The sequence below is a fragment of the Nonomuraea sp. NPDC050691 genome (assembly GCF_040654455.1).
Classification (GTDB): Bacteria; Actinomycetota; Actinomycetes; order Streptosporangiales; family Streptosporangiaceae; genus Nonomuraea.
In genome coordinates this window covers 1-22,636 of sequence record NZ_JBFAIA010000035.1, presented here as the reverse complement: position 1 = coordinate 22,636, position 22,636 = coordinate 1, and the positions used below count along the sequence as shown (strand labels likewise).

The 22,636-nt window shown below is 70.5% G+C and carries 21 protein-coding genes; 14 read left to right on the top strand and 7 right to left on the bottom strand.

Features of this window, described 5'->3' with window-relative positions:
• The first annotated feature begins 17 nt into the window (after positions 1-17).
• From AB0H81_RS16365 to AB0H81_RS16350, 4 genes are all read left to right on the top strand, one after another.
• Positions 18-404, top strand: coding sequence for a DUF5318 family protein (locus AB0H81_RS16365; RefSeq protein WP_358374947.1), 387 nt, complete (start codon positions 18-20; stop codon positions 402-404).
• A 231-nt stretch (positions 405-635) separates the two neighbouring features.
• On the top strand, positions 636-3,167 hold the full coding sequence (locus AB0H81_RS16360; protein WP_358374945.1) for a transglycosylase domain-containing protein: 2,532 nt from the start codon (positions 636-638) through the stop codon (positions 3,165-3,167).
• A complete protein-coding gene (locus AB0H81_RS16355) occupies positions 3,161-4,516 on the top strand; it encodes a glycosyltransferase 87 family protein (RefSeq protein WP_358374943.1) in 1,356 nt (451 codons plus the stop codon). The genes AB0H81_RS16360 and AB0H81_RS16355 overlap by 7 nt, the downstream gene beginning before the upstream one ends.
• On the top strand, positions 4,513-5,595 hold the full coding sequence (locus tag AB0H81_RS16350; RefSeq protein WP_358374940.1) for a mannosyltransferase family protein: 1,083 nt from the start codon (positions 4,513-4,515) through the stop codon (positions 5,593-5,595). The genes AB0H81_RS16355 and AB0H81_RS16350 overlap by 4 nt, the downstream gene beginning before the upstream one ends.
• A gap of 102 nt (positions 5,596-5,697) precedes the next feature.
• On the opposite strand, the gene AB0H81_RS16345 is transcribed toward AB0H81_RS16350, so the two are convergent.
• Positions 5,698-6,441: a deoxyribonuclease IV gene (locus AB0H81_RS16345; protein WP_358374937.1), complete on the bottom strand. Its 744-nt coding sequence runs from the start codon at positions 6,439-6,441 to the stop codon at positions 5,698-5,700.
• A 74-nt stretch (positions 6,442-6,515) separates the two neighbouring features.
• Between AB0H81_RS16345 and AB0H81_RS16340 the strand changes: the two genes are divergently transcribed.
• A complete protein-coding gene (locus tag AB0H81_RS16340) occupies positions 6,516-6,695 on the top strand; it encodes a hypothetical protein (protein ID WP_358374935.1) in 180 nt (59 codons plus the stop codon).
• Between the two features lie 69 nt (positions 6,696-6,764).
• Here the strand turns inward: AB0H81_RS16340 and AB0H81_RS16335 are convergent, their stop codons facing one another.
• Positions 6,765-7,076 carry a hypothetical protein gene (locus tag AB0H81_RS16335; RefSeq protein WP_358374932.1) on the bottom strand — a complete coding sequence of 104 codons (312 nt, stop codon included), beginning with the start codon at positions 7,074-7,076 and terminating at the stop codon, positions 6,765-6,767.
• A gap of 189 nt (positions 7,077-7,265) precedes the next feature.
• Here AB0H81_RS16335 and rpsF point away from each other — a divergent pair, with 189 nt between their 5' ends.
• The 7 genes from rpsF to AB0H81_RS16300 all read left to right on the top strand — a co-directional run bounded on the left by rpsF (position 7,266) and on the right by AB0H81_RS16300 (position 11,852).
• Positions 7,266-7,556: a 30S ribosomal protein S6 gene (gene rpsF / locus AB0H81_RS16330; protein WP_026214314.1), complete on the top strand. Its 291-nt coding sequence runs from the start codon at positions 7,266-7,268 to the stop codon at positions 7,554-7,556.
• Between the two features lie 89 nt (positions 7,557-7,645).
• Positions 7,646-8,206 carry a single-stranded DNA-binding protein gene (locus AB0H81_RS16325; protein ID WP_358374929.1) on the top strand — a complete coding sequence of 187 codons (561 nt, stop codon included), beginning with the start codon at positions 7,646-7,648 and terminating at the stop codon, positions 8,204-8,206.
• A 63-nt stretch (positions 8,207-8,269) separates the two neighbouring features.
• Positions 8,270-8,506: a 30S ribosomal protein S18 gene (gene rpsR, locus AB0H81_RS16320; protein ID WP_020543048.1), complete on the top strand. Its 237-nt coding sequence runs from the start codon at positions 8,270-8,272 to the stop codon at positions 8,504-8,506.
• Between the two features lie 14 nt (positions 8,507-8,520).
• A complete protein-coding gene (gene rplI, locus AB0H81_RS16315; RefSeq protein ID WP_358374928.1) occupies positions 8,521-8,967 on the top strand; it encodes a 50S ribosomal protein L9 in 447 nt (148 codons plus the stop codon).
• Between the two features lie 402 nt (positions 8,968-9,369).
• A complete protein-coding gene (locus tag AB0H81_RS16310; RefSeq protein WP_358374925.1) occupies positions 9,370-10,236 on the top strand; it encodes an ABC transporter substrate-binding protein in 867 nt (288 codons plus the stop codon).
• 18 nt (positions 10,237-10,254) lie between these two features.
• Entirely contained in the window at positions 10,255-11,112 is an 858-nt protein-coding gene (locus AB0H81_RS16305) for an amino acid ABC transporter permease (RefSeq protein ID WP_358374923.1), read from the top strand.
• On the top strand, positions 11,109-11,852 hold the full coding sequence (locus tag AB0H81_RS16300) for an amino acid ABC transporter ATP-binding protein (protein ID WP_358374920.1): 744 nt from the start codon (positions 11,109-11,111) through the stop codon (positions 11,850-11,852). The genes AB0H81_RS16305 and AB0H81_RS16300 overlap by 4 nt, the downstream gene beginning before the upstream one ends.
• 9 nt (positions 11,853-11,861) lie before the next feature.
• Here AB0H81_RS16300 and AB0H81_RS16295 read toward each other — a convergent pair whose 3' ends face one another.
• Both AB0H81_RS16295 and AB0H81_RS16290 read right to left on the bottom strand, forming a co-directional pair.
• On the bottom strand, positions 11,862-13,337 hold the full coding sequence (locus AB0H81_RS16295) for an amino acid permease (RefSeq protein ID WP_358374917.1): 1,476 nt from the start codon (positions 13,335-13,337) through the stop codon (positions 11,862-11,864).
• A gap of 67 nt (positions 13,338-13,404) precedes the next feature.
• Positions 13,405-14,706, bottom strand: a complete 1,302-nt coding sequence (locus AB0H81_RS16290) for an MATE family efflux transporter (protein WP_358374916.1) — start codon at positions 14,704-14,706, stop codon at positions 13,405-13,407.
• A 293-nt stretch (positions 14,707-14,999) separates the two neighbouring features.
• Here AB0H81_RS16290 and dnaB point away from each other — a divergent pair, with 293 nt between their 5' ends.
• Complete coding sequence (dnaB, locus tag AB0H81_RS16285) at positions 15,000-17,591, top strand: replicative DNA helicase (RefSeq protein WP_358374913.1); 2,592 nt, start codon at positions 15,000-15,002, stop codon at positions 17,589-17,591.
• A 45-nt stretch (positions 17,592-17,636) separates the two neighbouring features.
• Here dnaB and AB0H81_RS16280 read toward each other — a convergent pair whose 3' ends face one another.
• The 3 genes from AB0H81_RS16280 to AB0H81_RS16270 form a co-directional block, all read right to left on the bottom strand.
• Entirely contained in the window at positions 17,637-18,152 is a 516-nt protein-coding gene (locus AB0H81_RS16280; protein ID WP_358374910.1) for a GtrA family protein, read from the bottom strand.
• A gap of 112 nt (positions 18,153-18,264) precedes the next feature.
• Entirely contained in the window at positions 18,265-20,745 is a 2,481-nt protein-coding gene (locus tag AB0H81_RS16275; protein ID WP_358374909.1) for an FtsX-like permease family protein, read from the bottom strand.
• On the bottom strand, positions 20,739-21,461 hold the full coding sequence (locus tag AB0H81_RS16270) for an ABC transporter ATP-binding protein (protein ID WP_358375007.1): 723 nt from the start codon (positions 21,459-21,461) through the stop codon (positions 20,739-20,741). Before AB0H81_RS16270 ends, AB0H81_RS16275 begins: the two co-directional genes overlap by 7 nt.
• Positions 21,462-21,531: 70 nt before the next feature.
• On the opposite strand from AB0H81_RS16270, the gene AB0H81_RS16265 reads away from it, so the two are divergent.
• Positions 21,532-22,636, top strand: a 1,105-nt coding sequence (locus AB0H81_RS16265; protein ID WP_358374907.1) for an AAA family ATPase, incomplete at its 3' end; no start/stop codon positions are given.

The window sequence follows — 22,636 nt, the reverse complement described above, 5'->3', positions numbered from 1 at the left end:
GCCGTAGTCTGGCGCTCATGTGGTCACAGAGAAGGGTGGTGGATTGCGGCCTCGCGGAGAGAGGAGTGGTCCACGACCCGCGGTCCGGGCATCGCTCGCCCGGCGAGGTGTGTGACGCACAGCCGTATCTCCTTCGCGCCGCCCGGCAGTTCGGCGAACCGACCGAACGCCTATGCCCGGTGTGCGAAAGGCGGAACGTCACCAACGTGACCTATGTCTACGGGGATTCCCTGGGACGGCATGCGGGTCAGGCAAAGGCGACGTCAGATCTCGTCGAAATGGACCATGATGACGACGAGTTCCGCGTGTACGTCGTCGAGGTCTGTCAAGGTTGCTCTTGGAACCACATGACGGTCTCGTTCGTCCTCGGCAACGGACCGCCGGATCTCGTCGGCCGAGAGTAGAGACCGAAGGCGGACAAGGCGCCCACGCCCATCCGCCGTGCTATCCGACGACGATGCGAGGACGCGTTGAGTTACAGCCATGACGAGGGGACGGCCCGCCAGGGGAGACGCCGTCGCGCCAGCTCATCCCGTTCCGTTCCCCAGTCCCAGACGCCGCAAACCGGCGACCCCGGCTGGGAGTCCGCACAGCCTCAGCGTCGTCCGGAGGCCGCCTACGAGGACACCGGCGCCATGGCCGCGCAGTCGTACGAGCAGCCGTACGAACCCGTCAGGCGTGCGCCCGCCCGGCGCGGTCCCGCCGGGCCCCCGCCCGCGACCGCTGCCACCGGGATGCCCCCCGAGCCCGGCACGCGCGTGTCCGGGCGCCGTGAGGGACGGCGGCGCAGCGAGCAGGAGACGATGATCAGCCAGGCGCCGCGCCGTGCCCGCGGCCGTGGCTCAGGCGGCGACGGCGGTCCCAGCGGTCCCGGCGGTCCCGGCGAGCCCCCGGGCAAGAGCGGCGGCGACAAGCCGGCCTGGCGCAGGTTCCTGCCGAGCTGGAAGATCGTGCTGGCCGGCTTCGCGGTCGTCACCGCCGGCGTCTTCGGCATGATCGCCGTGGCCTACGCCAACATGCCCATGCCGAGCGAGGACCAGGTCCAGGACTCGGTCGACGACATGGGCAGTGTCATCTACTACGCCAACGGCAAAGACGTCCTCGCCAAGCTGGGCACCAAGCGCGTCCCCGTGGAGATCAACCAGATCCCGCGGCATGTCCAGGACGCGGTCATCGCCGCCGAGAACAGCTCGTTCCGCGAGGACTCCGGGATCTCCTTCTCCGGCATGGTCCGCTCCGTGTTCAGCACGGTCTCCGGCGCGCAGGTGCAGGGCGCCTCCACCATCACCCAGCAGATGGCCCGCAACTACTACGACGGCCTCTCCCAGGAGCGCACCGTCGAGCGCAAGATCAAGGAGATCTTCGTCGCGGTCAAGCTGAACAAGCAGCTCAGCAAGGACCAGATCCTCAGGCAGTACCTCAACACCATCTACTTCGGGCGCGGCGCGTACGGCATCGGCGCGGCGGCCAAGGAGTTCTTCGGCAGCAAGACGTCCGTCGCGAAGCTGACCCCCGAGCAGGGCGCCTACCTGGCCGGCCGCATCCAGAACCCCGACGCGTTCGACCGGGCCGAGATCGCGGGCAACATGAAGCCCACCGAGGGCCGCTACGCCTACGTGATCGGGCAGATGGCCAAGCTCGACCCCAAGGCGTACGGGAGCCTGCCGTCCAAGTCGCCGACGTCGCCCAAGCGCGTCAAGGTCAACAACAGGGACTACTACAAGGGCCTGACCGGCTACATGGTCGAGGCTGTCACGAACGAGCTGAAGAACAAGTACGGGATCACCGAAGAGGACGTCAAGACCGGTGGCTACCGGATCACCTCGACGTTCGACAAGAACCTCATGCTGGCCGCCAAAGAGGCCGTCAACAAGCACACCGCCGGCCTGACCGGCGAGATCAACGCCACCCTGGCCGCCGTCGACCCGCGTAACGGCCGGATCATCGCCTTCTACGGCGGCGACGACTACGAGAAGGACTCCTGGGACGACGCCTTCCTGTCGCAGAAGCAGGCCGCCTCGGCGTTCAAGCCCTACGTGCTCGCGGCGTGGCTCGACTCCGGCTACAGCCTCAGGAGCTACCTGCCGGCCAAGGGGCCGATCAAGCTTGAGGGCACCACCCCGATCGACAACGACCACGCCTCCAGCTCGTCCTCGATCGACGTCGTCAACGCCACGGCCAACTCGGTCAACACGGCCTTCGCCAAGATGGGGGAGAAGGTCAGCCTCGACAAGGTCATCGAGATCGCCAGCCGCGCCGGCATCAGCAAGGAGCGGCTGGAGGACGCCAGGAACCGCCACCACTACCTGATCACGATCGGCTCCGGCCAGGTGACCGCGGTGGAGCAGGCCGGTGGCTACTCGATCTTCGCCAACGCCGGCAGGCACTACGACAACCACGTCATCATCGAGGTCAAGGACCGCAACAACCGGGTGAAGTACCGGGAGAAGAAGACCTACACCCAGGTAATCGCCCCGGACGCCGCCGCCGACGCCACCGTCGCCCTCCAGGCCGTCGTCAAGCAGGGCACCGGCCGCAACGCCGCCCTCTACGACCGGCCCGTCGCCGGCAAGACCGGCACCAACAACCAGAACAAGGAAGCCTGGTTCGTCGGCTTCACCCCGCAGCTGTCCACCGCGGTCGGCATGTTCCGCCAGGAGTGCCGGACCAAGCCCACGGGCGGCAAGGTCGTCCAGCCGGTCAACGACACCTGCCCGTGGTGGCGGGGGAAGAACCCGGCCAAGGAGAAGAAGTACACGCCGCAGAAGCCGTACACCAGCCCGTACGAGGTGCCCCTGGGCAACGCGTTCCAGGGCGCCACCTACCCCGCGGCCATCTGGAAGTCGTTCATGACCGAGGCCATGAAGGGCCAGAAGGTCGAGCAGTTCCCGGCCCGCGTCGACACCGGCGTCTCCGAGAACCTCGCGCCCAAGCCCGTGCCCACGCCCACGGCCACCAAGGGCCCGGACGAGGAGCAGCCGGACGACGTGAGCTGCGTCATGGACCCGTGCGACGACGACAGCGGCCGCATCATCACCATCGACCCGAACGAGAACGACGGCTTCGAAGAGGACAACGGCCTGCTCGGCGGTGGGCAGGATCCTGGTATGCCGCCGTACGAGTACGAGCAGCCCGAGACGATGCCCACGGGGCGCGAGCAGTGGTGAAGACGGACCCGGTAGGGGACGACGCGGTGGACGAGCCGGTCCATCGTCCGCCGCTCTTCGCGCGCGCCGTGCCGTACCTGCCCCTGGCGCTGTTCGCGGCGCTGGGGGCGAGCCTGGCGTACGTCTTCAGGCTGCCGTGCCGTACCGGTGGGTGGAACGACCAGGTCAGCACGTACACCAACTTCTGCTACACCGACATCTACCCCCTGTACTTCGACCGGCAGCTCGCCACGCAGAGCCCGTACTTCGCCGACGTGCCGTTCGACAAGCAGGTCGAGTACCCCGTCGTGCTCGGCGAGGTCATGCAGGTCTTCAGCCGGATCGCCCGCTGGCTGGAGCTCGACCCCGTCCAGCAGGCCGTCCGCTTCTACGACGGCACGGTCTTCTTCCTCGGCCTCTGCCTGGTCGCCGGGGTGGTGCTGATGGCCGCCGTCGCCGGGCCCACCCGGCGCTGGGACGCCCTGTGGTACGCGCTCGCGCCCTCGGTGATCCTGGCCGCGTACATCAACTGGGACCTCGTCGCCGGCGCGCTGTCGATGGGCATGCTGCTGGCCTGGGCGCGGCACCGGCAGGTTGCGGCCGGCGTGCTGCTCGGGCTGGCGATCGCGACGAAGTTCTACCCGCTGATGTTCGCCGGCGCGCTGTTCCTGCTCACGCTGCGCACCGGGCGCTGGCGGCCGTTCCTGGTCACGATGGGGTCCGCCGTGGCCGCGTGGCTGGTCGTCAACGTGCCGTTCATGGTGCTCGCCTGGGACGGCTGGCGGCGCTTCTACGTCTTCTCGCAGGAACGCGGCGTGGACTGGGGCTCGCCCTGGCTGTTCTTCCAGAGCAAGGGCTGGCCGATCCTCGGCGAGGCCGACGTCAGCACGCTGGGCATGGCGTCGCTCGCCCTGCTCTGCCTGGGCATCGCGGTGCTCACCCTGGCCGCGCCGCGGCGGCCCCGGCTGGCGCAGATCTGCTTCCTCGCCCTGGCCGCCTTCATGATGACGAACAAGGTGTGGTCGCCGCAGTTCGTGCTCTGGCTGGTGCCGTTCGCGGTGCTGGCCCGGCCCAACTGGAAGCCGCTCGTCCTCTGGCAGCTCGCGGAGATGTGGTACTTCTTCGCCATCTGGCTCTACCTGCTCTCCCAGTCGCCGCTCAGCCGTGACGACCTGGGCATCGGCGACGACACGTACTTCACCGCCGTCTGGGGCCGGGTGATCACCATCGTGGTGATGATGGCGTTCGTGGTGCGCGACATCCTGCGCCCGCACAAGGACGTCGTCCGGCGGGCGGGCGTCGACGACCAGGGCGGCGGCGTGTTCGACGACGCCCCCGACCGGTTCACGCTCGTCCCGTCGTACCGGTGATCACCCGCTCGGCGGCGCGCGACGCGCTGCTGGTCTGGTTCGGCTCGCGGGCCGGTCTGCTGGTCGCGACACTGCTCGGGTCGGCGCTGAACGCCTACGTGGCCCGCTGGAAGCAGTGGGACGCGGGACTGTTCGTCGTCATCGCCCAGTACGGCTACGACGGCGACCCCGCCAAGCCGCCGGACGCGGGGCTGCCCGCGTTCTTCCCCGGGCTGCCCGCGGTGTTACGCCTGGTCCACCTGGTGGTGCCCGACTGGACGGCGTGCGGGCTGATCGTGTCGCTGGTCGCCGGGGCGGTGGCCATGGTGGCGCTGGCGCGGCTGGCCGAGCTGGAGGGCGCGCCGGGCTGGATGGCGGTGCTCGCGCTGCTGCTGTTCCCCACGGCCGTGTTCCTGGCCGCGGGCTACAGCGAGTCGCTGTTCCTCGCGTTCGCGATCCCGGCATGGCTGGCCGCCCGGCGCGGGCAGTGGACGGGGGCCGTCGTGCTCGCCGCCGGCGCGTCGTGCGTGCGCATCACCGGGCTGTTCCTGGCGGTCGCCCTGGTCGTCGAGTACGTCCTCCACCGGCGTACCCGGGAGCTGCCGTCACCGCCGGCCCCGTGGCCGCTGCTGGCCGTGCCGTTCCTGCCGCTGGCGTTCTACTCGTACTTCCACTACAGCCGCTCCGGCGACTGGCTGGCCTGGAAGCACGCGCAGGAGGCCGGCTGGGGCAGGGAGACGGTCTGGCCGTGGGAGTCGTGGATCACGACCTGGCACGCGGCGCTCGGGCGCGACGACTTCGCGGTGGCGTTCCGCATGGAGCTCGCCGGAGCCGTGCTGGCGGTGGCCGCGCTGGTGTGGCTGGCCGCGCGGCGCCGGTGGAGCGAGGTCGTCTACACCGGGTTCCAGGCCGCGGCCCTCATGACGTCGGCGTACTACCTGTCGATCCCGCGCTCGCTCCTGCTGTGGTTCCCCCTGTGGACGGCCGTCGCGGCGCTGGGGGCGCGGCGGCCGTGGACTCTCGTGGTGTACGGCCTGGTCGCGGGGCCGCTCATGGTGCTGAACGCGGTCCGCTTCCTCACCGGCGCGTGGGCCGGCTGACTGCGCGGCGGTGCCCCATACCCACTTTCGTGGCCCGGTAATCCAGGGAAGTTATCCACAGGCTGTGTATTTCCGATCTCCGGGGCTCCCTATGGCGGCTTCCTAGAGGTTCTCGCGCAGGAACGCGATGTCGGCCGCCTGGCCCTCGGCCGGGGTCTCCACCACGATCGGCGCGCCCGCCGCCCGGCACACCGCGAGGATCAGCTCCGGGTCGATCTGCCCCTGGCCGAGGTTGGCGTGCCGGTCGGCGCCCGAGTCGAACGCGTCGCGCGAGTCGTTGCAGTGGACCAGGTCGATCCGGCCGGTGATGGCCTTGACCCGGTCCACCAGGTCCACCAGCTCCTCGCCGCCCGCGTGCGCGTGGCACGTGTCGAGGCAGAAGCCCACGTCGAACCCGTCGAGCGCGTCCCACAGCCGCGCGATGCGCTCCAGCTTGCGCGCCATCGCGTTGCCGCCGCCCGCGGTGTTCTCGATGAGCACCGGGATCGGGCACTCCAGCCGCTCGAACACCTTGCGCCAGTTGTCGAAGCCCGCCTGTGGATCGTCGCTCTTGTTCACGTGGCCGCCGTGGACGATCAGGCCCTTGGCGCCCAGGCCGGCCGCCGCCTCCAGGTGCTGGGCGAGCAGCTTGCGGCTCGGGATCCGGATCCGGTTGTTGGTCGTCGCCACGTTGACGAGGTACGGGGCGTGGATGAAGACGTCGACGCCCTCCACCGGCTTGTCCGGCAGCACCGGCTTGGCGTAGCCCTGGGGGTCGCCGAGGAAGAACTGCACCACCTCGGCCCCGACCGCGGCGGCGTGAGCGGCGGGATCGTCCTGGCCGACGTGAGCTCCGATGCGCACCATGTCACCGAGCCTATCCGTTTGCCGTACCCCGGCCAGGGAAGTCGCCAGGCACCCCCTACCCGAGGAGAACGCATATGAGCCGGTGGCGATTGCGCTCGTTGATCGTCCTCATCTACGTCGTGATAGGCATCTACGTCGCCTGGGTGTACGACTACATCACCCCGGCGATCCTCAAGGACATCGCCGAGGCGTTGCTCGCGGTCTTCCTCTGGTTCCTCGTCCTGCTGGGCGTGGACCTGCACATCGGAGGATGACCCCATATCGAAAGGACGGTCCCGGTGGCTCCCGGGACCGTCCTCACGCGTTCGGATCCGGTCGGGGGCTCAGGGAAGGAAACCGCCGCGGGCGATGCCGAGGGCCACGCCCACGAACGACGCCACGATCCCGACGATGTTGAGGGCTCGCTGGGGGGTCGTGACGGAGACGTACTGGGAGTAGAGGCCCGTCCCGAAGCCGAGGGTGCCCGCCCACGAGGCGACGACGTGACCGCCGGGGAGGAACGCCGCGACGAAGGCCGTCAGGCCGCAGACCACCGTGACGACCGCCAGGGCGTTCTCCACCGGATGGGCCCGTCCGTCACTGTTGAGCGAGAGCCTGAACCGCTGGTTGTCGGAAGGTTGGAGGATGTGTGGCACAACTATCACCCCCTGGTTTCCTACAGGCCTTCCCACATGGACTCGGCTGGTAACCTGGTCAGGCTGCGTTGTGATGGGTGACCCGTCACCCCCGGGTGCCGAAAGGGGCACCGGGGCCCGTACGTCAGCGTCCTCCTGTCACGGCAGAGTGTCGTGACCGCAAGAGTCCAGAGGAGGTTGGAGTCCCGCATGCGTCGTTACGAAGTAATGGTCATTCTGGACCCTTCGCTCGATGAGCGCACTGTCGCGCCGTCCCTCGACCAGTTCCTCACCGTGGTCCGCAACGACGGCGGCACCGTGGAGAAGGTCGACGTCTGGGGCCGTCGCCGTCTCGCCTACGACATCGACAAGAAGTCGGAAGGCATCTACGCCGTCATCGACCTGTCCGCGGAGCCCGCGACGGTCAAGGAGCTCGACCGCCAGATGAACCTCAACGAGGGCATCCTGCGCACCAAGGTTCTCCGCCCCGACGTGCACTAAGCAGCTCGTCGCCCGGCTTTTTGTCGGGCGTCGGCCGTACTCTGAGCCGTAACCCAAAGCGAAGGCGTGCAGGAAGGCGAGCGCTGGCCATGGCAGCAGGCGACACCGTAATCACCATCGTCGGCAATCTTGTCGACGACCCCGAGCTGCGCTTCACCCCGACGGGGCAAGCGGTGGCCCGGTTCCGCATCGCGTCCACTCCGCGGTTCATGGATCGTCAGACCAACGAGTGGAAGGACGGCGAAAGCCTCTTCCTGACCTGCAACGTGTGGCGGCAGGCGGCGGAGAACGCCGCCGAGAGCCTCCAGCGCGGCATGCGGGTCATCGTTCAGGGGCGGCTCAAGCAGCGGTCCTACGAGACCAAGGAAGGCGAGAAGCGCACCGTCTACGAGGTCGAGGTCGACGAGGTCGGCCCGTCTCTGCGCAACGCCACCGCCAAGGTCAACCGCACCACCCGTCAGGGCGGCGGCGGTGGCGGCGGCTTCGGTGGCGGCCCGGCCGACGACCCGTGGGCCTCCGCGTCGCCCGCCCCGCCCCAGGGCGGCGGCGGCTTCGGCGGTGGCGGCGGTGGCGGCGGCTACCAGGGCGGCGGCCAGCAGAGCGGCGGCTTCGGCGGCGGCGGCGACTTCAGCGACGAACCGCCTTTCTAATCCCAGTCCACAAGCCCGAGACCATTCCCGCTTCAACGGCGGGGCTCTGAAAGGAGCACCACGATGGCCAAGCCGGCACTGCGCAAGCCCAAGAAGAAGGTTTGCCTGTTCTGCCACGACAAGATCTCCTACGTCGACTACAAGGACACGGCGCTGCTGCGGAAGTTCATCTCCGACCGCGGCAAGATCCGTGCGCGCCGGGTGACGGGCAACTGCACCCAGCACCAGCGCGACGTGGCGACCGCGATCAAGAACGCCCGTGAGGTGGCTCTGCTGCCTTACACGAGCACCGCGCGCTAAGGAGGTCTGACGACATGAAGCTCATCCTCACCAACGAGGTCTCCGGCCTCGGCGCCCCCGGCGACGTCGTCGAGGTCAAGGACGGCTACGGCCGTAACTACCTCATCCCGCGCGGCTACGCCATGCGCTGGACGCGTGGCGCGGAGAAGCAGATCGAGTCCATCAAGAAGGCTCGTGACGCGCGCGAGATCCGCGACCTGGGCACCGCCAAGGAGGTCGCCGGCCAGCTCCGCGCCCTGCGCGTGCGCCTGACCACCCGCGCGGGCGACTCCGGCCGCCTGTTCGGCTCGATCACCACGGGCGACGTCGCCGATGCCGTCAAGGCAGCCGGCGGCCCGCTGCTCGACCGCCGCCGCATCGAGATCGTCAACCCGATCAAGAGCGTCGGCAGCCACAAGGTCAGCGTCAAGCTGCACCCTGAGGTGTCGGCCTCGCTCGACGTCGAGGTCGTCGCCGGCTGACGCCGGGCACGCCTGTCGTACGGCCCCCACTCCCTTGGCGGAGCGGGGGCCGTACGCGTCTCCGGCACCGGCTCGCCCGCTGTCGGGCGTCAGCCCTCCTCCGCGCTCACCCCGCGAGCTTCACGGGCGGCCCCCTTCTTCCCGGGGACCCCGGACCACCGCGTTCCGGCCTCAGGGGTGCCGACGGCGGCCCTCGCCCTCCCTGCCCTGGCCTCGCCCTGGCCGCTCTGGCCCCGCCCTGCCTTCATCCGCCCGGGCGGCCCTGCACCTGGTACGGGAAGAGAGGCCGGGAACGGGAGAGAGCCCGGTATGGACGGTATGAGCCCAGGTGGCGGCGTATTTCCTAGCGGGGCAGCGTACAATCGGCTCGTTCTTCCCCGCGTTCCCCTGGAGGCACCACCCATGGTCCGTCCCTCGACGCTGCTCGCGCTGGGCGCCCTCGCCGCGGCCGTCGCGTGCGCACCCGTCGACAACACGGCGACCAGCACCGGCCCGAGCGCCGCCACGGCGGCCACGGCGTGCACCAAGGACCAGCTCAAGCTCGTCAACGCGGGCAAGCTGACCATCGGCACCGACAAGCCCGCCTACGAGCCGTGGTTCAAGGACGACGATCCCGCCAACGGCCAGGGGTTCGAGAGCGCGGTGGCGTTCGCCGTCGCCGGTGAGCTCGGCTTCGACCGCGACGAGGTGCAGTGGAGCACGGTCAAGTTCGACTCGGCCTTCGCCCCGGGCGCCAAGCAGTTCGACTTCGACGTCAACCAGGTGTCGATCACCCCCGACCGGGCCAAGGCGGTGGACTTCAGCCACGGCTACTACACGGTCAAGCAGGCCGTGGTGGCGCTGGGCGACGGCAAGTACGCGGGGGCCAAGACGCTGGCCGACCTCAAGAACGCCAAGATCGGCGTGCAGGTCGGCACCACCTCGCTCGACGCGGTCAAGAACGTCGTGAAGCCCGCCGACGACCCCAACGTCTACAACGACCAGGTCGACGCCATCAACGCGCTGAAGAACAAGCAGGTCGACGCCATCGTCGTGGACCTGCCGACGGCTTTCTACGTCACGGCCGCGCAGGTGGAGGGCTCCAAGATCGTCGGCCAGTTCGGTGCGACGGGCGGCACGCCCGAGGAGTTCGGCCTGGTCATGGAGAAGGACAGCCGGCTCAAGACGTGCGTGGACAAGGCCGTGGACGCGCTGAAGTCCAAGGGCGAGCTGGCCAAGATCGAGCAGCAGTGGCTCGGCTCGGCCGCCGGCGCGCCCGAGCTGGGCTGACGAGCGCCGCGTACGTCCATGACTGACATGCCAGCGGGCCCGGTCTGGGTCAAGAGCGAGCGGCAGGTGGAGCGGGAGCGGGTCCGCAGGGCGCGGGCCCGCCGCTCCGCGTCCATCGCCACGGCCTCCACGGTCGTCTTCGTCGTCCTCGCCGTGTGGGTGGTCACGCAGTCGCCGGGCTGGCCGCGCGTCCAGGACACGTTCTTCAACCCGGAGCACTTCGCCCGGGCGCTGCCCGACGTGGTCAGCGGCTTCTGGCTGAACGTCAAGATCTTCCTGTTCGCCGAGCCGCTCATCCTGCTCGTGGGCCTGCTGGTGGCCCTGGTCAGGTCGACCAGGACGGCCGCCCTGTTCCCGGTGCGGGCCCTCGCCACGCTGTACGTCGACACCTTCCGCGGCGTGCCGACGCTCCTCGTCATCTACATGGTCGGCTTCGGCCTGCCCGCGCTGCGCCTGCAGGGCATCCCGACCGACCTGACCACGCTCGGCGTCATCGCGCTGACGCTCTCGTACGGCGCGTACGTGGCCGAGGTGTTCCGCTCGGGCATCGAGTCGGTCCACCCGAGCCAGGTGGCCGCCGCCCGCTCGCTCGGGCTCAGCCACGGCAAGACCATGCGCTTCGTGGTGCTGCCGCAGGCCACCCGCCGGGTTGTGCCGCCCCTGCTGAACGACTTCATCTCGCTGCAGAAGGACACCGCGCTCGTGTCCACGCTGGGCGTGCTGGAGGCGCTGCGGCAGGCGCAGATCTACGCCTCCGGCAAGTTCAACTACACGGCCTACCTGGTGGCCGCGCTGCTGTTCATCCTGCTGACGATCCCGATGGCCCGGTTCACCGACTACCTGGCCGAGCGCACGCGGAGGAGGCGCGGGGCATGAACCTGCTGACCATCGAGGGCGTGTGGAAGAACTTCCACGGCCACAGCGTGCTGCGCGGCATCGACCTGGAGGTGCGCCCGCACGAGGTGGTCAGCCTGATCGGCGCGTCCGGCTCGGGCAAGTCCACGCTGCTGCGCTGCGTCAACCTGCTGGAGACCGTGGACGACGGCACGATCCTGCTGGAGGGCCGGGACGTCACCGACCCGCGGGTGAACGTGGACGAGGTGCGCCAGCGGCTCGGCATCGTCTTCCAGGCGTTCAACCTGTTCCCGCACATGACCGTGCTCGACAACATCACGCTGGCGCCGCGTCAGGTGCACAAGGTGCCGAGGGAACGGGCCGAGGAGGAGGCCCACGCGCTGCTCACCCGGTTCGGGCTGGCGCACAAGGCCACGTCGTACCCCGATCAGCTCTCCGGCGGCCAGCAGCAGCGGGTGGCCATCATCCGGGCGCTGGCGACCCAGCCGCGGCTGATGCTGCTGGACGAGGTGACCTCCGCCCTCGACCCGATGCTGGTCGTGGAGGTGCTGGAGATCATCCGTGAGCTCAAGCAGTCGGGGATGACGATGATCCTCACCACGCACGAGATGGGGTTCTGCCGCGACATCTCCGACACCGTGTGCTTCCTCGACGGGGGCGTGCTGCTGGAGAAGGGGCCGCCGGAGAAGATCTTCAGCGATCCGGACGAGCCGCGCACCCGCGACTTCCTGCGCAGCGTCCTGGAGGCCCGCCGGTTGTGACGGACCGGCTCAGCGGCGGTGGCGGCCCCGGCCGGCGGCCGGCGGCTCGTCCCGGGGTGGCGCCAGCAGGCTGTGCCGCCGGCCGTACACGAGGTAGACGAGCATCCCGAACGCCATCCACAGCCCGAACCAGGCCCACGTCAGCACCTGCAGGTTGACCATCAGCCAGAGCGTCGCCGCCAGCGACAGGGCGGGCAGCAGCGGCGACAGCGGCACCCGGAACCCCCGGTCGAGGTGCGGCATCCGGCGGCGCATCACGATCACGCCCGCCGACACGAACAGGAACGCGAACAGCGCGCCCGTCACGACGAGCTGCTGCAACGTGAACACGGGCGCGAACGTGGCCAGCAGGATCGCCACGGCGCCGATCACCAGCGTCACTCGCGACGGCGTGTGGTATTTCCGGCTGATCGCCGACAGGCCGCGCGGGATGAGACCGTCGCGGGCCATCGAGAACAGCACCCGCGTCTGCCCCACGATCAGCACCAGGATCACGGTCGTCAGGCCGAGCACCGCGCCGATGTCGATGACGTGCACCATCCAGTCCACGCCGACGCCGCGGAACGCGCTGGACAGCGGCGCGTCGGCGGAGATGCGCGTGTACGGGATCATGCCCACCATGACCACGGCCACGGCGATGTAGATGACGGTGGCCACGACCACGCCGCGGATCATGCCCTTCGGCACGGCGCGGGAGGCGTTGGCGGTCTCCTCGGCGGCGGTCGCGACGATGTCGAAGCCGACGTAGGCGAACGCGATCGCGGGCGCCGCCGCGAAGATGCCGGCCCAGCCGAAGGCGTGGCTCTGGCCGATGACGAGGTCCAGCACGGTCGAGGGCGGCACGTCGAGCGGCTTGGGCGGGGCGTACAGGTCGCCGAAGTTGCTCGTCCTGACGTACAGGGCGCCCACCACGATGACGGCGCCGATCGCCAGCAGCTTGGCCGCCACCATGATCCACAGTGCCCGGAGGCCGATCCGCGCGTTGACCGCGACGACGCTCGCCAGGACCACCAGGATGAACACCGTGAGCGCGCCGCTGACCAGGTCGTGCCGGGGGAAGGTGATCCCGAAGTCGGCGAAGGCGCGCACCGTCAGCTCCGCCCACGCCTTGGCGACCACGGCGGCGGCGAGCTGCAGCTCCAGGATCAGCGCCCAGCCGATGATCCACGCCCACACCTCACCGAAGATCACATACGTGAAGGTGTAGGCGCTGCCCGAGGCCGGGATCGTGGACGACAGCTCGGCGTAGCACAGGCAGGCGAGCAGGCAGGAGATGCCCGCGATCATGAAGGACAGGATCACCCCCGGGCCCGCCATGGTCGCGGCCTGCTGGCCGGCGATGCTGAAGATGCCGGCGCCGATCATCACTCCGAGCCCGAGCACGACCAGGTCGGCCGGACGGTAGAGCTCGGCAAGGCTGTGCCGGGCGCCTGTGCGCAGACCGGTCGCCTCGGATGGCGGCAGGCGTCGGAGAATCGTGGACAAGGCACACCCCGCTCATGGAACTCGCCCACAGTGCCTCACCACAGGTGCAACAGCAAGCACAGGACGATTACGCCCCGGTCACCAGCCAGGCAGCGCCCGCGGCCCGGCGGCCGAGTGTGATCAAACGTGCCACCATCCACACCCCGAGCGCGCACCAAAGAGCAACGATGCCGAAATCTGTCGCGACGAGGGCCGCCGGGAGATACGCGAGCGTCGTCCACACCCCCGCCCACGCGAGGTAGCGCTGGTCGCCCGCGCCGATCAGCACCCCGTCGAGCACGAACACCACCCCGCAGATGGGCTGGAAGAGCGCCACGGGCCACAGCACGGCCAGGAGCTGCTCGGTGACCTGTGGATCGGCGTCGAACAGGCCGGGCAGCAGCGGCCGGGCCGCGATCACCAGCACGCCGAGCAGCACTCCCGACCACACGCCCCAGCGCACCATGCGTCCGGTCGCCTCCCTGGTCGCGGCCGCGTCGCCGGCCCCGAGGGTGCGGCCGGTGATCGCCTGACCGGCGATGGCGATCGCGTCGAGCGCGAAGGCCAGCAGCGTCCACAGCTGGGTGGCGATGGCGTACGCGGCGAGCTGCGCCTCGCCCATCCTCGTGGCGATCACCGTGCCCACGACGAGCACGATCCGCAGGCAGACCGTACGGATGAGCAGCGCGAACCCGGCCGTGCCCGCCCGCCTCACCCCCGCCACGTCGGGGACCAGCGGCGTGCCGAGCCGCCGGGCGCCCCTGACGACCACGGCCACGTACACGACGGCGCCGAGCGTCTGCGCCAGCACGGTGCCCCAGGCCGAGCCGGCGATGCCCCACCCCAGCACGAGCACGAACCACGCGTTCAGCGCCGCGTTGAGCGCGAACGAGCCCACCGCGACGACGAGCGGGGTCACCGTGTCCTGCAGCCCCCTCAGCACGCCGGTGCCGGCCAGCACGACCAGCATGCCGGGGGCGCCGATCAGGCTGATCCGCAGGTAGGTGACGGCCTCGCCGGCCTGCTCGGGACTCGCGCCGAACAGGCTCACGACGGCCGGCGCGAGCGGCCAGCAGAGCGCGATGAGGGCGAGGCCGATGGCGAGTGCCAGCCAGATGCCGTCCACGCCGTCGCGCATGGCCCGCGCGTGGTCGCCGGCCCCGGTGCGCCGCGCCACCGACGCGGTGGTGCCGTACGCGAGGAAGACGCACAGGTTCACCATCGTCGCGAGGACGGTGCCGGCCACACCGAGCGCGCCCACGGCGACGGTCCCGAGGCCGTGGCCCACGATCGCGTAGTCGGCCAGCAGGAACAGGGGCTCGGCCACCAGCGCGCCGAACGCCGGCACGGCAAGGCGGAGAATCTCCTTGTCCTGGCGTGTAATGGGCATTTGCCTATTATGGCCCTTACCTGGTATGTCGGGCCAACTTTCTTTTCTCCACAGCCGGTGGACAGTGTTTCCACTGGTCGGCGACATGGTCGGGGAGAAGTGAACAAGTTATCCCCAGGCTCGTCCACAGAGCTTTCACATGTTGGGCGTGGTCATGCACAGGTTGTCCCCAGGGTTATCCACAGGCTGTCCACAGCCCGCGTTGCTCCTTGCCCGGGAACCGGCCAAACTGTCAGACCGGTCGGCTACAAGTGGGGGTGGTGCGACCAAGGCGAGGCTGTTGAGGGGGCGCCGTGAGCATCGACGAGGAAACCGGCGCAGGGCCGGGTTTCGAGCGCACGCCGCCCAGCAACATCGAGGCCGAGCAGTCCGTCCTCGGCGGCATGCTGCTGTCCAAGGACGCGATCGCCGACGTCGTCGAGATCATCCGCTCCGACGACTTCTACCGGCCCGCCCACCAGATGATCTACGACGTCATCACCGACCTGTACGGCAGGGGCGAGCCCGCCGACGCGGTCACCGTCTTCGACGAGCTGCAGAAGCGCGGCGAGATGGCCAGGGTCGGCGGCGCCGCCTACCTCCACACGCTGACGGCGGTCGTGCCCACGGCGGCCAACGCCGGCTACTACGCCAAGATCGTCCGCGAGCAGGCCATCCTGCGCCGCCTCATCGAGGCCGGCACCCGCATCGTCTCCTTCGGCTACGGCGGCAACAACGAGGAGGTCGACGACCTCGTCGACCGCGCCCAGGCCGAGATCTACAAGGTCACGGAGCGCCGCACCTCCGAGGACTACGCCCCGCTGGCCGACATCATGCCGGGCGCCCTGGACGAGCTGGAGGCCATCGGCAGCCGCGGCGGCCAGATGGTCGGCGTCCCCACCGGCTTCCAGGACCTCGACCAGCTCACCAACGGCCTCCACCCGGGCCAGATGATCGTCGTCGCCGCCCGTCCGGCCATCGGGAAGGCGCTGGCGCTCGACACGCCTCTACCCACTCCCGATGGCTGGACCACGATGGGCGAGGTTCAGGTCGGCGATCATCTCATCGGCGCCGACGGCAAGCCCACTCGCGTGGTGGCGGCCACCGACATCATGCACAACCGGTCGTGCTACGAGGTGGAGTTCAGCGACGGCACGGTGATCGTGGCCGACGCCCAGCATCAGTGGCTCACCGACACGCGCGCATCCCGCCGATCTGCGCAGCAGGCCGCGACTAACTACGACAGGTACCGCAATCAGCGGACGTTCGCCGAGGTGCGTACGACCGAGGAGATCGCCGCCACGCTACGGTGCAACACCGCGGACAAGCGGCTCAACCACACCGTCGTCAACGCCCGGCCGCTGGAACTGCCCGACCGCGACCTGCCGATCCCCCCGTACGCGCTGGGCATCTGGCTGGGTGACGGCCACTCCGGCGGCGCACGGTTCACCACCGGAGATCCGGAGATCGCCGAGCACGTGGCCGCCGAAGGTCTTCGAGTGGAGCATCGTGGCGGGTTGCTGTACGCGATGCTGCTGCCCGAGCCGGAGCCGGTCGCCGAGCGGCCGTGCATCGTGTGCGGCAAGCCGTTCACGCCCCAGACATCCCAGGTGCGCACCTGTGGCAGGGTGTGCGGTTGCAAGTCGAGAGGCTCCGCACACGGACCTTCCGGGCCACCCGAGTGTCCTGACTGTGGTGGCCCGTCCAGCGGGCACCGCCAATGCCAGGAGTGTCGAAATGATCACGGCACCATGGCCGCGCTGCTGAGAAAGCTGGGCGTGCTGGGCAGCAAGCACATTCCGGGCGAGTATCTACGTGCGTCCGAGGAACAGCGCAGGGCGCTTCTGGCTGGACTTCTGGACACTGACGGCTACGTCAACGCCGACGGGTCAGTCCAGTTCGCCGTCACGAACCGCCGCCTGGCAGAGGACACCTGGGAGCTGATCCTGAGCCTGGGATACAAGGCGACCTGGACGTCCAAGCGGGTACGGGGGCGCACCGAGGACAGCTCGACGAGCTATGCGATCACGTTCACGCCTTCCGACAAGGTCTTCCGGCTTGACCGGAAGAACGCCCGGATCAAGACCGACGTCCACCCCAAGGCGACCTACCGGAACATCACCGACGTCCGGCCGACGGCGTCCGTGCCGGTGCGGTGTGTGGAGGTGGAGAATGCCGATCACATGTACCTGGCGGGGCGGACGTGGATTCCCACCCACAACTCCACCCTCGGACTGGATTTCGCCCGCTCTGCCGCGATCAAGCACGGCATGACGACCGTCATCTTCTCCCTGGAGATGTCGCGCAACGAGATCACCATGCGTCTGCTCTCGGCGGAGGCGCGGGTGGCGCTGCACGCGATGCGCTCCGGCATGATGAGCGACGACGACTGGACCCGGCTGGCGCGCCGCATGAGCGAGGTGGCCGAGGCGCCGCTGTTCATCGACGACTCGCCCAACATGTCGATGATGGAGATCCGGGCCAAGTGCCGCCGCCTCAAGCAGCGCAACGACCTGCGGTTCGTGGTCATCGACTACCTCCAGCTGATGAGCTCGCCCAAGAAGACCGAGAGCCGCCAGAACGAGGTCTCCGAGATCTCCCGTGCCATCAAGCTGCTGGCCAAGGAGCTGGAGGTCCCGGTCATCGCGATCTCCCAGCTCAACCGAGGCCCCGAGCAACGCACCGACAAGCGCCCAGCCGTGAGCGACCTTCGCGAATCGGGATCGATCGAGCAGGACGCCGACATGGTGATCCTGCTGCACCGGGAGGACGCCTACGAGCGCGAGTCTCCGCGGGCGGGCGAGGCGGACCTCATAGTCGCCAAGCACCGTAACGGCCCGACGGCGACCGTGACCGTGGCCTTCCAGGGCCACTACAGCCGGTTCGTCGACATGGCCCAGCACTGACCCGCCACCTGGAGGGTCCGCGATTCCGTGAGCGAGTGCGGCGGATCACGACCTTTGATAACGCTCCGCGATGTCGGACTGGGCCTTCTCGTCGGGGAAGACCCACTTGCGGAGCGCCCAGAAGCGGAAGACCATGGCGATCAGCGTGCCGATGATCTGAGCGCTCATGAAGTCGGCGATCTCCTGGGTCACCAGGCTCACATCCGGGGTCTCCAGGCGGAACACGTACCGGGAGATCCACAGCGGAGCGGAGCTGAGCACCAGACCGATGCCACTGACCAGGAAGAACAGCGCCGCCTCGTGACGGCGCTCGCGGCCGCCCCTGGTCCGGAAGGACCATTCGCGGTTCAACACGTAGGACACGATCGTCGCCACGAGCACCGCGATGATCTTCGCGGTCACCGGCTTCGGCTCCAGAACAGTCAGCTTCAGCCCATAGAACACCGTGTTGTCCACGAAGAACGCTGTTCCGCCCACCACCGCGAACTTCAGCAGTTCGCGGTGCTTCAGCACAAGTGCGTGCAGCGGTTCCGGTAATTTCGCGAGTACCGCGTTCGCCATTCGGAGCACCCTCGATCTTCTCACCGGTCGAACACCCTGGGGTCAGGCGTGCCGCAGATCGCCCGTTGAGCTCGGTGGCCGATACGTTCTCCGCGGGCAGCCTCCCTGTGCCTCAGGCCGCCGTGGGTCTGATGTCCTTCGACAGTGCCGCCGGGATCACCGCAGCCAGCACCGCCAGCACCGCGCACCCGCCCGTCACCCCCGCGATCGTGCCCCACGGCATCGTGACCCCCGGCAGCGTCCCCGGGATCAGCCCCGTGAGCTGGACCAGCGCCGTCCACAGGCCGACCAGGCTGAGCGCCGTGGCCAGCGCGGCGAGGACCGTGCCGACCGCCACCACCAGCAGCGCCTCGCCCATCACGTACCTCAGGACCTGGCTCCGCGTCGCCCCCAGCAGGCGCAGCGCCCCGCGCTCGGCCGAGCGGTCCGAGGCGGCCATCAACAGGGTGTTGACCAGGGCGATCGCCGTGTACGCCAGCATGATGCCGAGCACCACCAGCAGGCCCAGCCGGCTGGCCGAGGCGCGGCCCGCGCCGAGCCGGCGCTCCCACGCGGCCTTGGTGAGCGCGGTGGCGTTGTGTCCCTGGGTGGCCCGCTGGAGCGCCGCCCCGACCTGGTCCGCCGTGGCGCCCGGCCGCAGTTTGACGTACGCCCGGTACGGCAGGGCCGAGAAGGCGTGGGCCGGGGTGACGTAGGAGTCGGCGGTGGAGCGGGGGCCGAGCACGGCGGTGACCGTGAAGGACGCCTCGCTGCCGTCGGCGCGCCACATGGTGACGCTCTGGCCGACGCCCAGGTCCCACGTCTCGGACACCGCGATCGTGTCGTCGCGGAGCCCGGCCAGCGACCCGGCGACGACCGGCACGTCCACGCTCTGGCGCAGGGCGCCGGGGTCGACGGCCTCGGCCGGCCGCCGGATCAGCGCGGTCCTGCCTTCGAGGGTGTAGACGCTGGTCGGCGTCACCGTGGTGACGTCCGCCCCGGGCACGGCACGCAGGCGCTGCACGAGCTGCCGGTCGAGCCCGGCCGAACCGGTGGGCAGCACCACGTAGTCGGCGCGGATCGGCCCGGCCTCCATCGCGGTCTTGGCGGCGTCACTCATGGCGGCGGCGCCCAGCAGCGAGGCGGCGAGGCCGACCGTGACGAGGACCGGCGCGGCGGTCGCGGCGGTCTGCCGGGCGGAGGCCACCGCGCCGGCCGCGACGACGGTGCCGCCCGCGCCGCGCAGCCGCTCGACGGGCCAGGTGAGCAGCCGGGTGACGGGCCGCACCACGATGGGCGCGAGCAGGCCGACGGCGGCGATGAGCAGCATCAGGACCGGCATGGACGACTTGTTGCCGGTCGCGGTCGACGGGTCGCCCACGGCCGTCATCGTCATGCTGACCAGGGCGGTGGCCAGGGTGGCGAGGCCGGCGACCCATCGGCCGGTCGTCATGGCACTCTGTTCCACTGCCGCCTCGCGCAGGGCCTCGGCCGGGGGCACCCGGCCGGCCCGCCGGGCCGACAGGACCACCCCGAGCGCCGCGACGAGGACCCCGGTGCCGAAGGCGATCCACGAGGGCACCGAGGAGGTGCTGGGGATCAGCCAGGCGGGCGCCATCCCGAGGCTGACCAGCCAGTCCTGGACGGGGCGGGCGCCGAGTGGGCCGAGCAGGGCGCCGGCCGCGGAGGCGGTGACGGCGACCAGCAGGGCCTCGCCGTACACCATGTGCCTGACCTGCCGGGTGGTGGCGCCGATGGTGCGCAGCAGAGCGAACTCGCGTCGGCGCTGTCCCACCGCGAACGCGAACGTGGACGAGACCACGAAGACGGCGATGAAGCCGGCGAACCCGGCGGCGATGCCGACGATGGTGTTGGCGTTGTCGCGCGCGTTCTCGTCGGCCGCGCGTGAGGGGTCCGCGAGCGCCCTGTCCTGGCCGGTCAGGACCCGCGCCTTCCCGCCGGCCGCCGCCTCGACCTCCGCGGAGCCCTTCCACACGGCGAGCGCGGTGATGCGCGGCGAGAGGCGCGCGGCCTGCGCGTCGGAGAAGAAGACGGTGGCCTCGGGGCCGGGCGAGGTGATGCCCACGACGGTGTACGGCCGGGCGCCGGCGGCGGTGACGACCGGCACCTGGTCGCCGATCCGCGGACCGGGTACGGAGGCGGCCGATACGCGCTCGCCGGCGGGGGCGCCGCCGGTCACCGCGATCTCGCGTGCCGTCGCGGGGGCGCGGCCGGCCACCAGCCGGTGCGGGGCGGTCCGGGCGGCGGCCCAGGGGCGGCCCACGGCGGGCGGTCCTCCGGCGAGCTGGGCGGGGAAGGCCCGGTCCACGACCGCTCCCGGGAGGCGGTCGGCCAGGCCGGCGGGGACGCCGCGGGGCTCGGCGAGCGGTGCGCTGCTGCCGCCCTGCCAGGTGGGCACGGTGAGCCGGTCGTCCGGCACGACGACGACGGGCGCGGCGGCGTAGCGCTGCGGGCCCCGGTCGGGGGAGCCGGTGGTGGTGGCGAGCACCTGGCCGAGCGCGGCGATCAGCGCCGCGCCGAGCGCGAGGGCGGCGAAGGTCCCGACGAACGAGATCCATCGGGTGCGCAGGGTGGCGAGGGCGATTCTCAGCACGACGCCGCCTCCAACTGGAGCATGCGGGTGGCGACGAGTTCGGCCGTGGGGTCGGCCAGCTCGCCGTACACGCGCCCGTCGGCCAGGAAGACCACCCGGTCGGCGTACGAGGCGGCGACCGGGTCGTGCGTGACCATCACGATGGTCTGCGCGTGCCTGTCCACCAGCGTGCGCAGGAGATGGAGCACCTCCCGGCTGGTGTTGGCGTCGAGCGCGCCGGTCGGCTCGTCGGCGAACAGCACCGCGGGCCGCGTGACCAGGGCCCGCGCTATCGCCACGCGCTGCTGCTGCCCGCCGGACATCTCGGCGGGCCGGTGCCCGGCGCGGCCGGCCAGCCCCACGGCGGCCAGGCTCTGCCGTACCAGCTCCGGGTCAGGACGGCGGCCGGCCAGGCGCAGCGGCAGGCCGACGTTCTGGGTGGCGGTGAGCGACGGCAGCAGGTTGAACGCCTGGAAGACGAACCCGATCCGGTCGCGGCGCAGCAGCGTGAGCTGCTTGTCGGTGAGCCCCGACAGGTCGCGGCCGTCGACCGTCACCTGTCCGGACGTGGGCCGGTCCAGCCCGGCGGCGCACTGCAGCAGCGTCGACTTGCCCGAACCGGACGGCCCCATGACGGCCGTGAACGTGCCGGTCCTGAAGGCGATCGTCACGTCGTCGAGCGCGGTGACGCCATGCGCGTACTGCTTGGTGACGGAGGTCAGCTCGACCCCTTGCATGAGATCCACGGGAAGAACGCTAGGGACGCCGGATTCGGCCGGGTACCGGACGAGTGACTAGGATTCCCCGGTGCTCACGGGACGCGCTGACGACCAGGCGGTACTGGACGCCCTGCTGGGCGGGGCCCGCGACGGGCGCAGCGCCGCGCTGGTCGTCCGCGGCGAGCCCGGCATCGGCAAGACCTCGCTGCTGGCCTACGCGGGGGAGCGGGCCGAGGGCATGACCGTGCTGCGCGGCACCGGCATCGAGACCGAGGCGGAGATCCCGTTCTCCTCGCTGCACCTGCTGCTGCGCCCGGCGCTCGCCCGCGCGGACGCCCTGCCCGAGCGGCAGGCGGCGGCGCTCAAGGGCGCGCTCGGCGTCGGGCCGGCGAGCCGGGACGACGAGTTCCTCGTGGGCCTGGCCGTCCTGTCGCTGCTGTCGGACCTGGCCGAGGAACGGCCCCTGCTGTGTCTGGTGGACGACGCGCACTGGCTGGACAGGGCGTCGGCGGTGGCGCTGCGGTTCGCGGCTCACCGCCTCCACGCCGAGGGTGTCGTGCTGCTGTTCGGCGCCCGGGACGGCTTCGACGCCGCCGGTCTGCCGGAGCACGTGCTGGCCGGGCTCGACCGGGAGAGCGCCGCGCGGCTGCTGACGGAACGCGCGCCCGGCCTCGACGGGGCGTTGCGCGAGCGGGTCATCGAGGAGAGCGGCGGCAACCCGCTCGCGCTGCTCGAACTGCCCGGCAGCACGCCCGTCCAGGGCCCGCTGCCGCTGCCGCGCCGCATCCAGGAGGCGTACGCCGCGCGCATCGCCGCCCTGCCGGAGCCGGTGCGGACCGTGCTGGTGCTGGCCGCGGTCGAGGACGGCGGCGAACTGCCCGTGATCATGCGGGCCGCCGAGGAGCTCGGCGTCCCGCCCATGGCCCTGGGCACGGCGGAGCGTTCCGGGCTGATCCGGGTCGAGGGGGCTCGGGTGACGTTCGCGCACCCGCTCATGCGCGCCGCCGCGTTCCGGCACGGCACGTTCGCCGAGCGGCTGGCGATGCACCGCGTGCTCGCGCGGCTGCTCGACGGGCGGCCGGACCGGCGGGCGTGGCACCTGGCCGCGGCGGCGACGGGCCCGGACGAGACGGCCGCGCTGGCGCTGGAGCAGGCCGCGGAGCGGGCCAGGGAGCGCGGCGGCGACGCGGGCG

Bases quoted from the DNA above. Each gene is read 5' to 3' on its own strand.
- AB0H81_RS16270 (WP_358375007.1), bottom strand. From the start codon at position 21,461: ATGCAAGGGGTCGAGCTGACCTCCGTCACCAAGCAGTACGCGCATGGC.
- AB0H81_RS16305 (WP_358374923.1), top strand. From the start codon at position 10,255: ATGACTGACATGCCAGCGGGCCCGGTCTGGGTCAAGAGCGAGCGGCAG.
- AB0H81_RS16360 (WP_358374945.1), top strand. From the start codon at position 636: ATGGCCGCGCAGTCGTACGAGCAGCCGTACGAACCCGTCAGGCGTGCG.
- AB0H81_RS16310 (WP_358374925.1), top strand. From the start codon at position 9,370: ATGGTCCGTCCCTCGACGCTGCTCGCGCTGGGCGCCCTCGCCGCGGCC.
- AB0H81_RS16300 (WP_358374920.1), top strand. From the start codon at position 11,109: ATGAACCTGCTGACCATCGAGGGCGTGTGGAAGAACTTCCACGGCCAC.
- AB0H81_RS16345 (WP_358374937.1), bottom strand. From the start codon at position 6,441: ATGGTGCGCATCGGAGCTCACGTCGGCCAGGACGATCCCGCCGCTCAC.
- AB0H81_RS16365 (WP_358374947.1), top strand. From the start codon at position 18: ATGTGGTCACAGAGAAGGGTGGTGGATTGCGGCCTCGCGGAGAGAGGA.
- AB0H81_RS16280 (WP_358374910.1), bottom strand. From the start codon at position 18,152: ATGGCGAACGCGGTACTCGCGAAATTACCGGAACCGCTGCACGCACTT.
- AB0H81_RS16290 (WP_358374916.1), bottom strand. From the start codon at position 14,706: ATGCCCATTACACGCCAGGACAAGGAGATTCTCCGCCTTGCCGTGCCG.
- rplI (WP_358374928.1), top strand. From the start codon at position 8,521: ATGAAGCTCATCCTCACCAACGAGGTCTCCGGCCTCGGCGCCCCCGGC.
- AB0H81_RS16340 (WP_358374935.1), top strand. From the start codon at position 6,516: ATGAGCCGGTGGCGATTGCGCTCGTTGATCGTCCTCATCTACGTCGTG.
- rpsF (WP_026214314.1), top strand. From the start codon at position 7,266: ATGCGTCGTTACGAAGTAATGGTCATTCTGGACCCTTCGCTCGATGAG.
- AB0H81_RS16325 (WP_358374929.1), top strand. From the start codon at position 7,646: ATGGCAGCAGGCGACACCGTAATCACCATCGTCGGCAATCTTGTCGAC.
- rpsR (WP_020543048.1), top strand. From the start codon at position 8,270: ATGGCCAAGCCGGCACTGCGCAAGCCCAAGAAGAAGGTTTGCCTGTTC.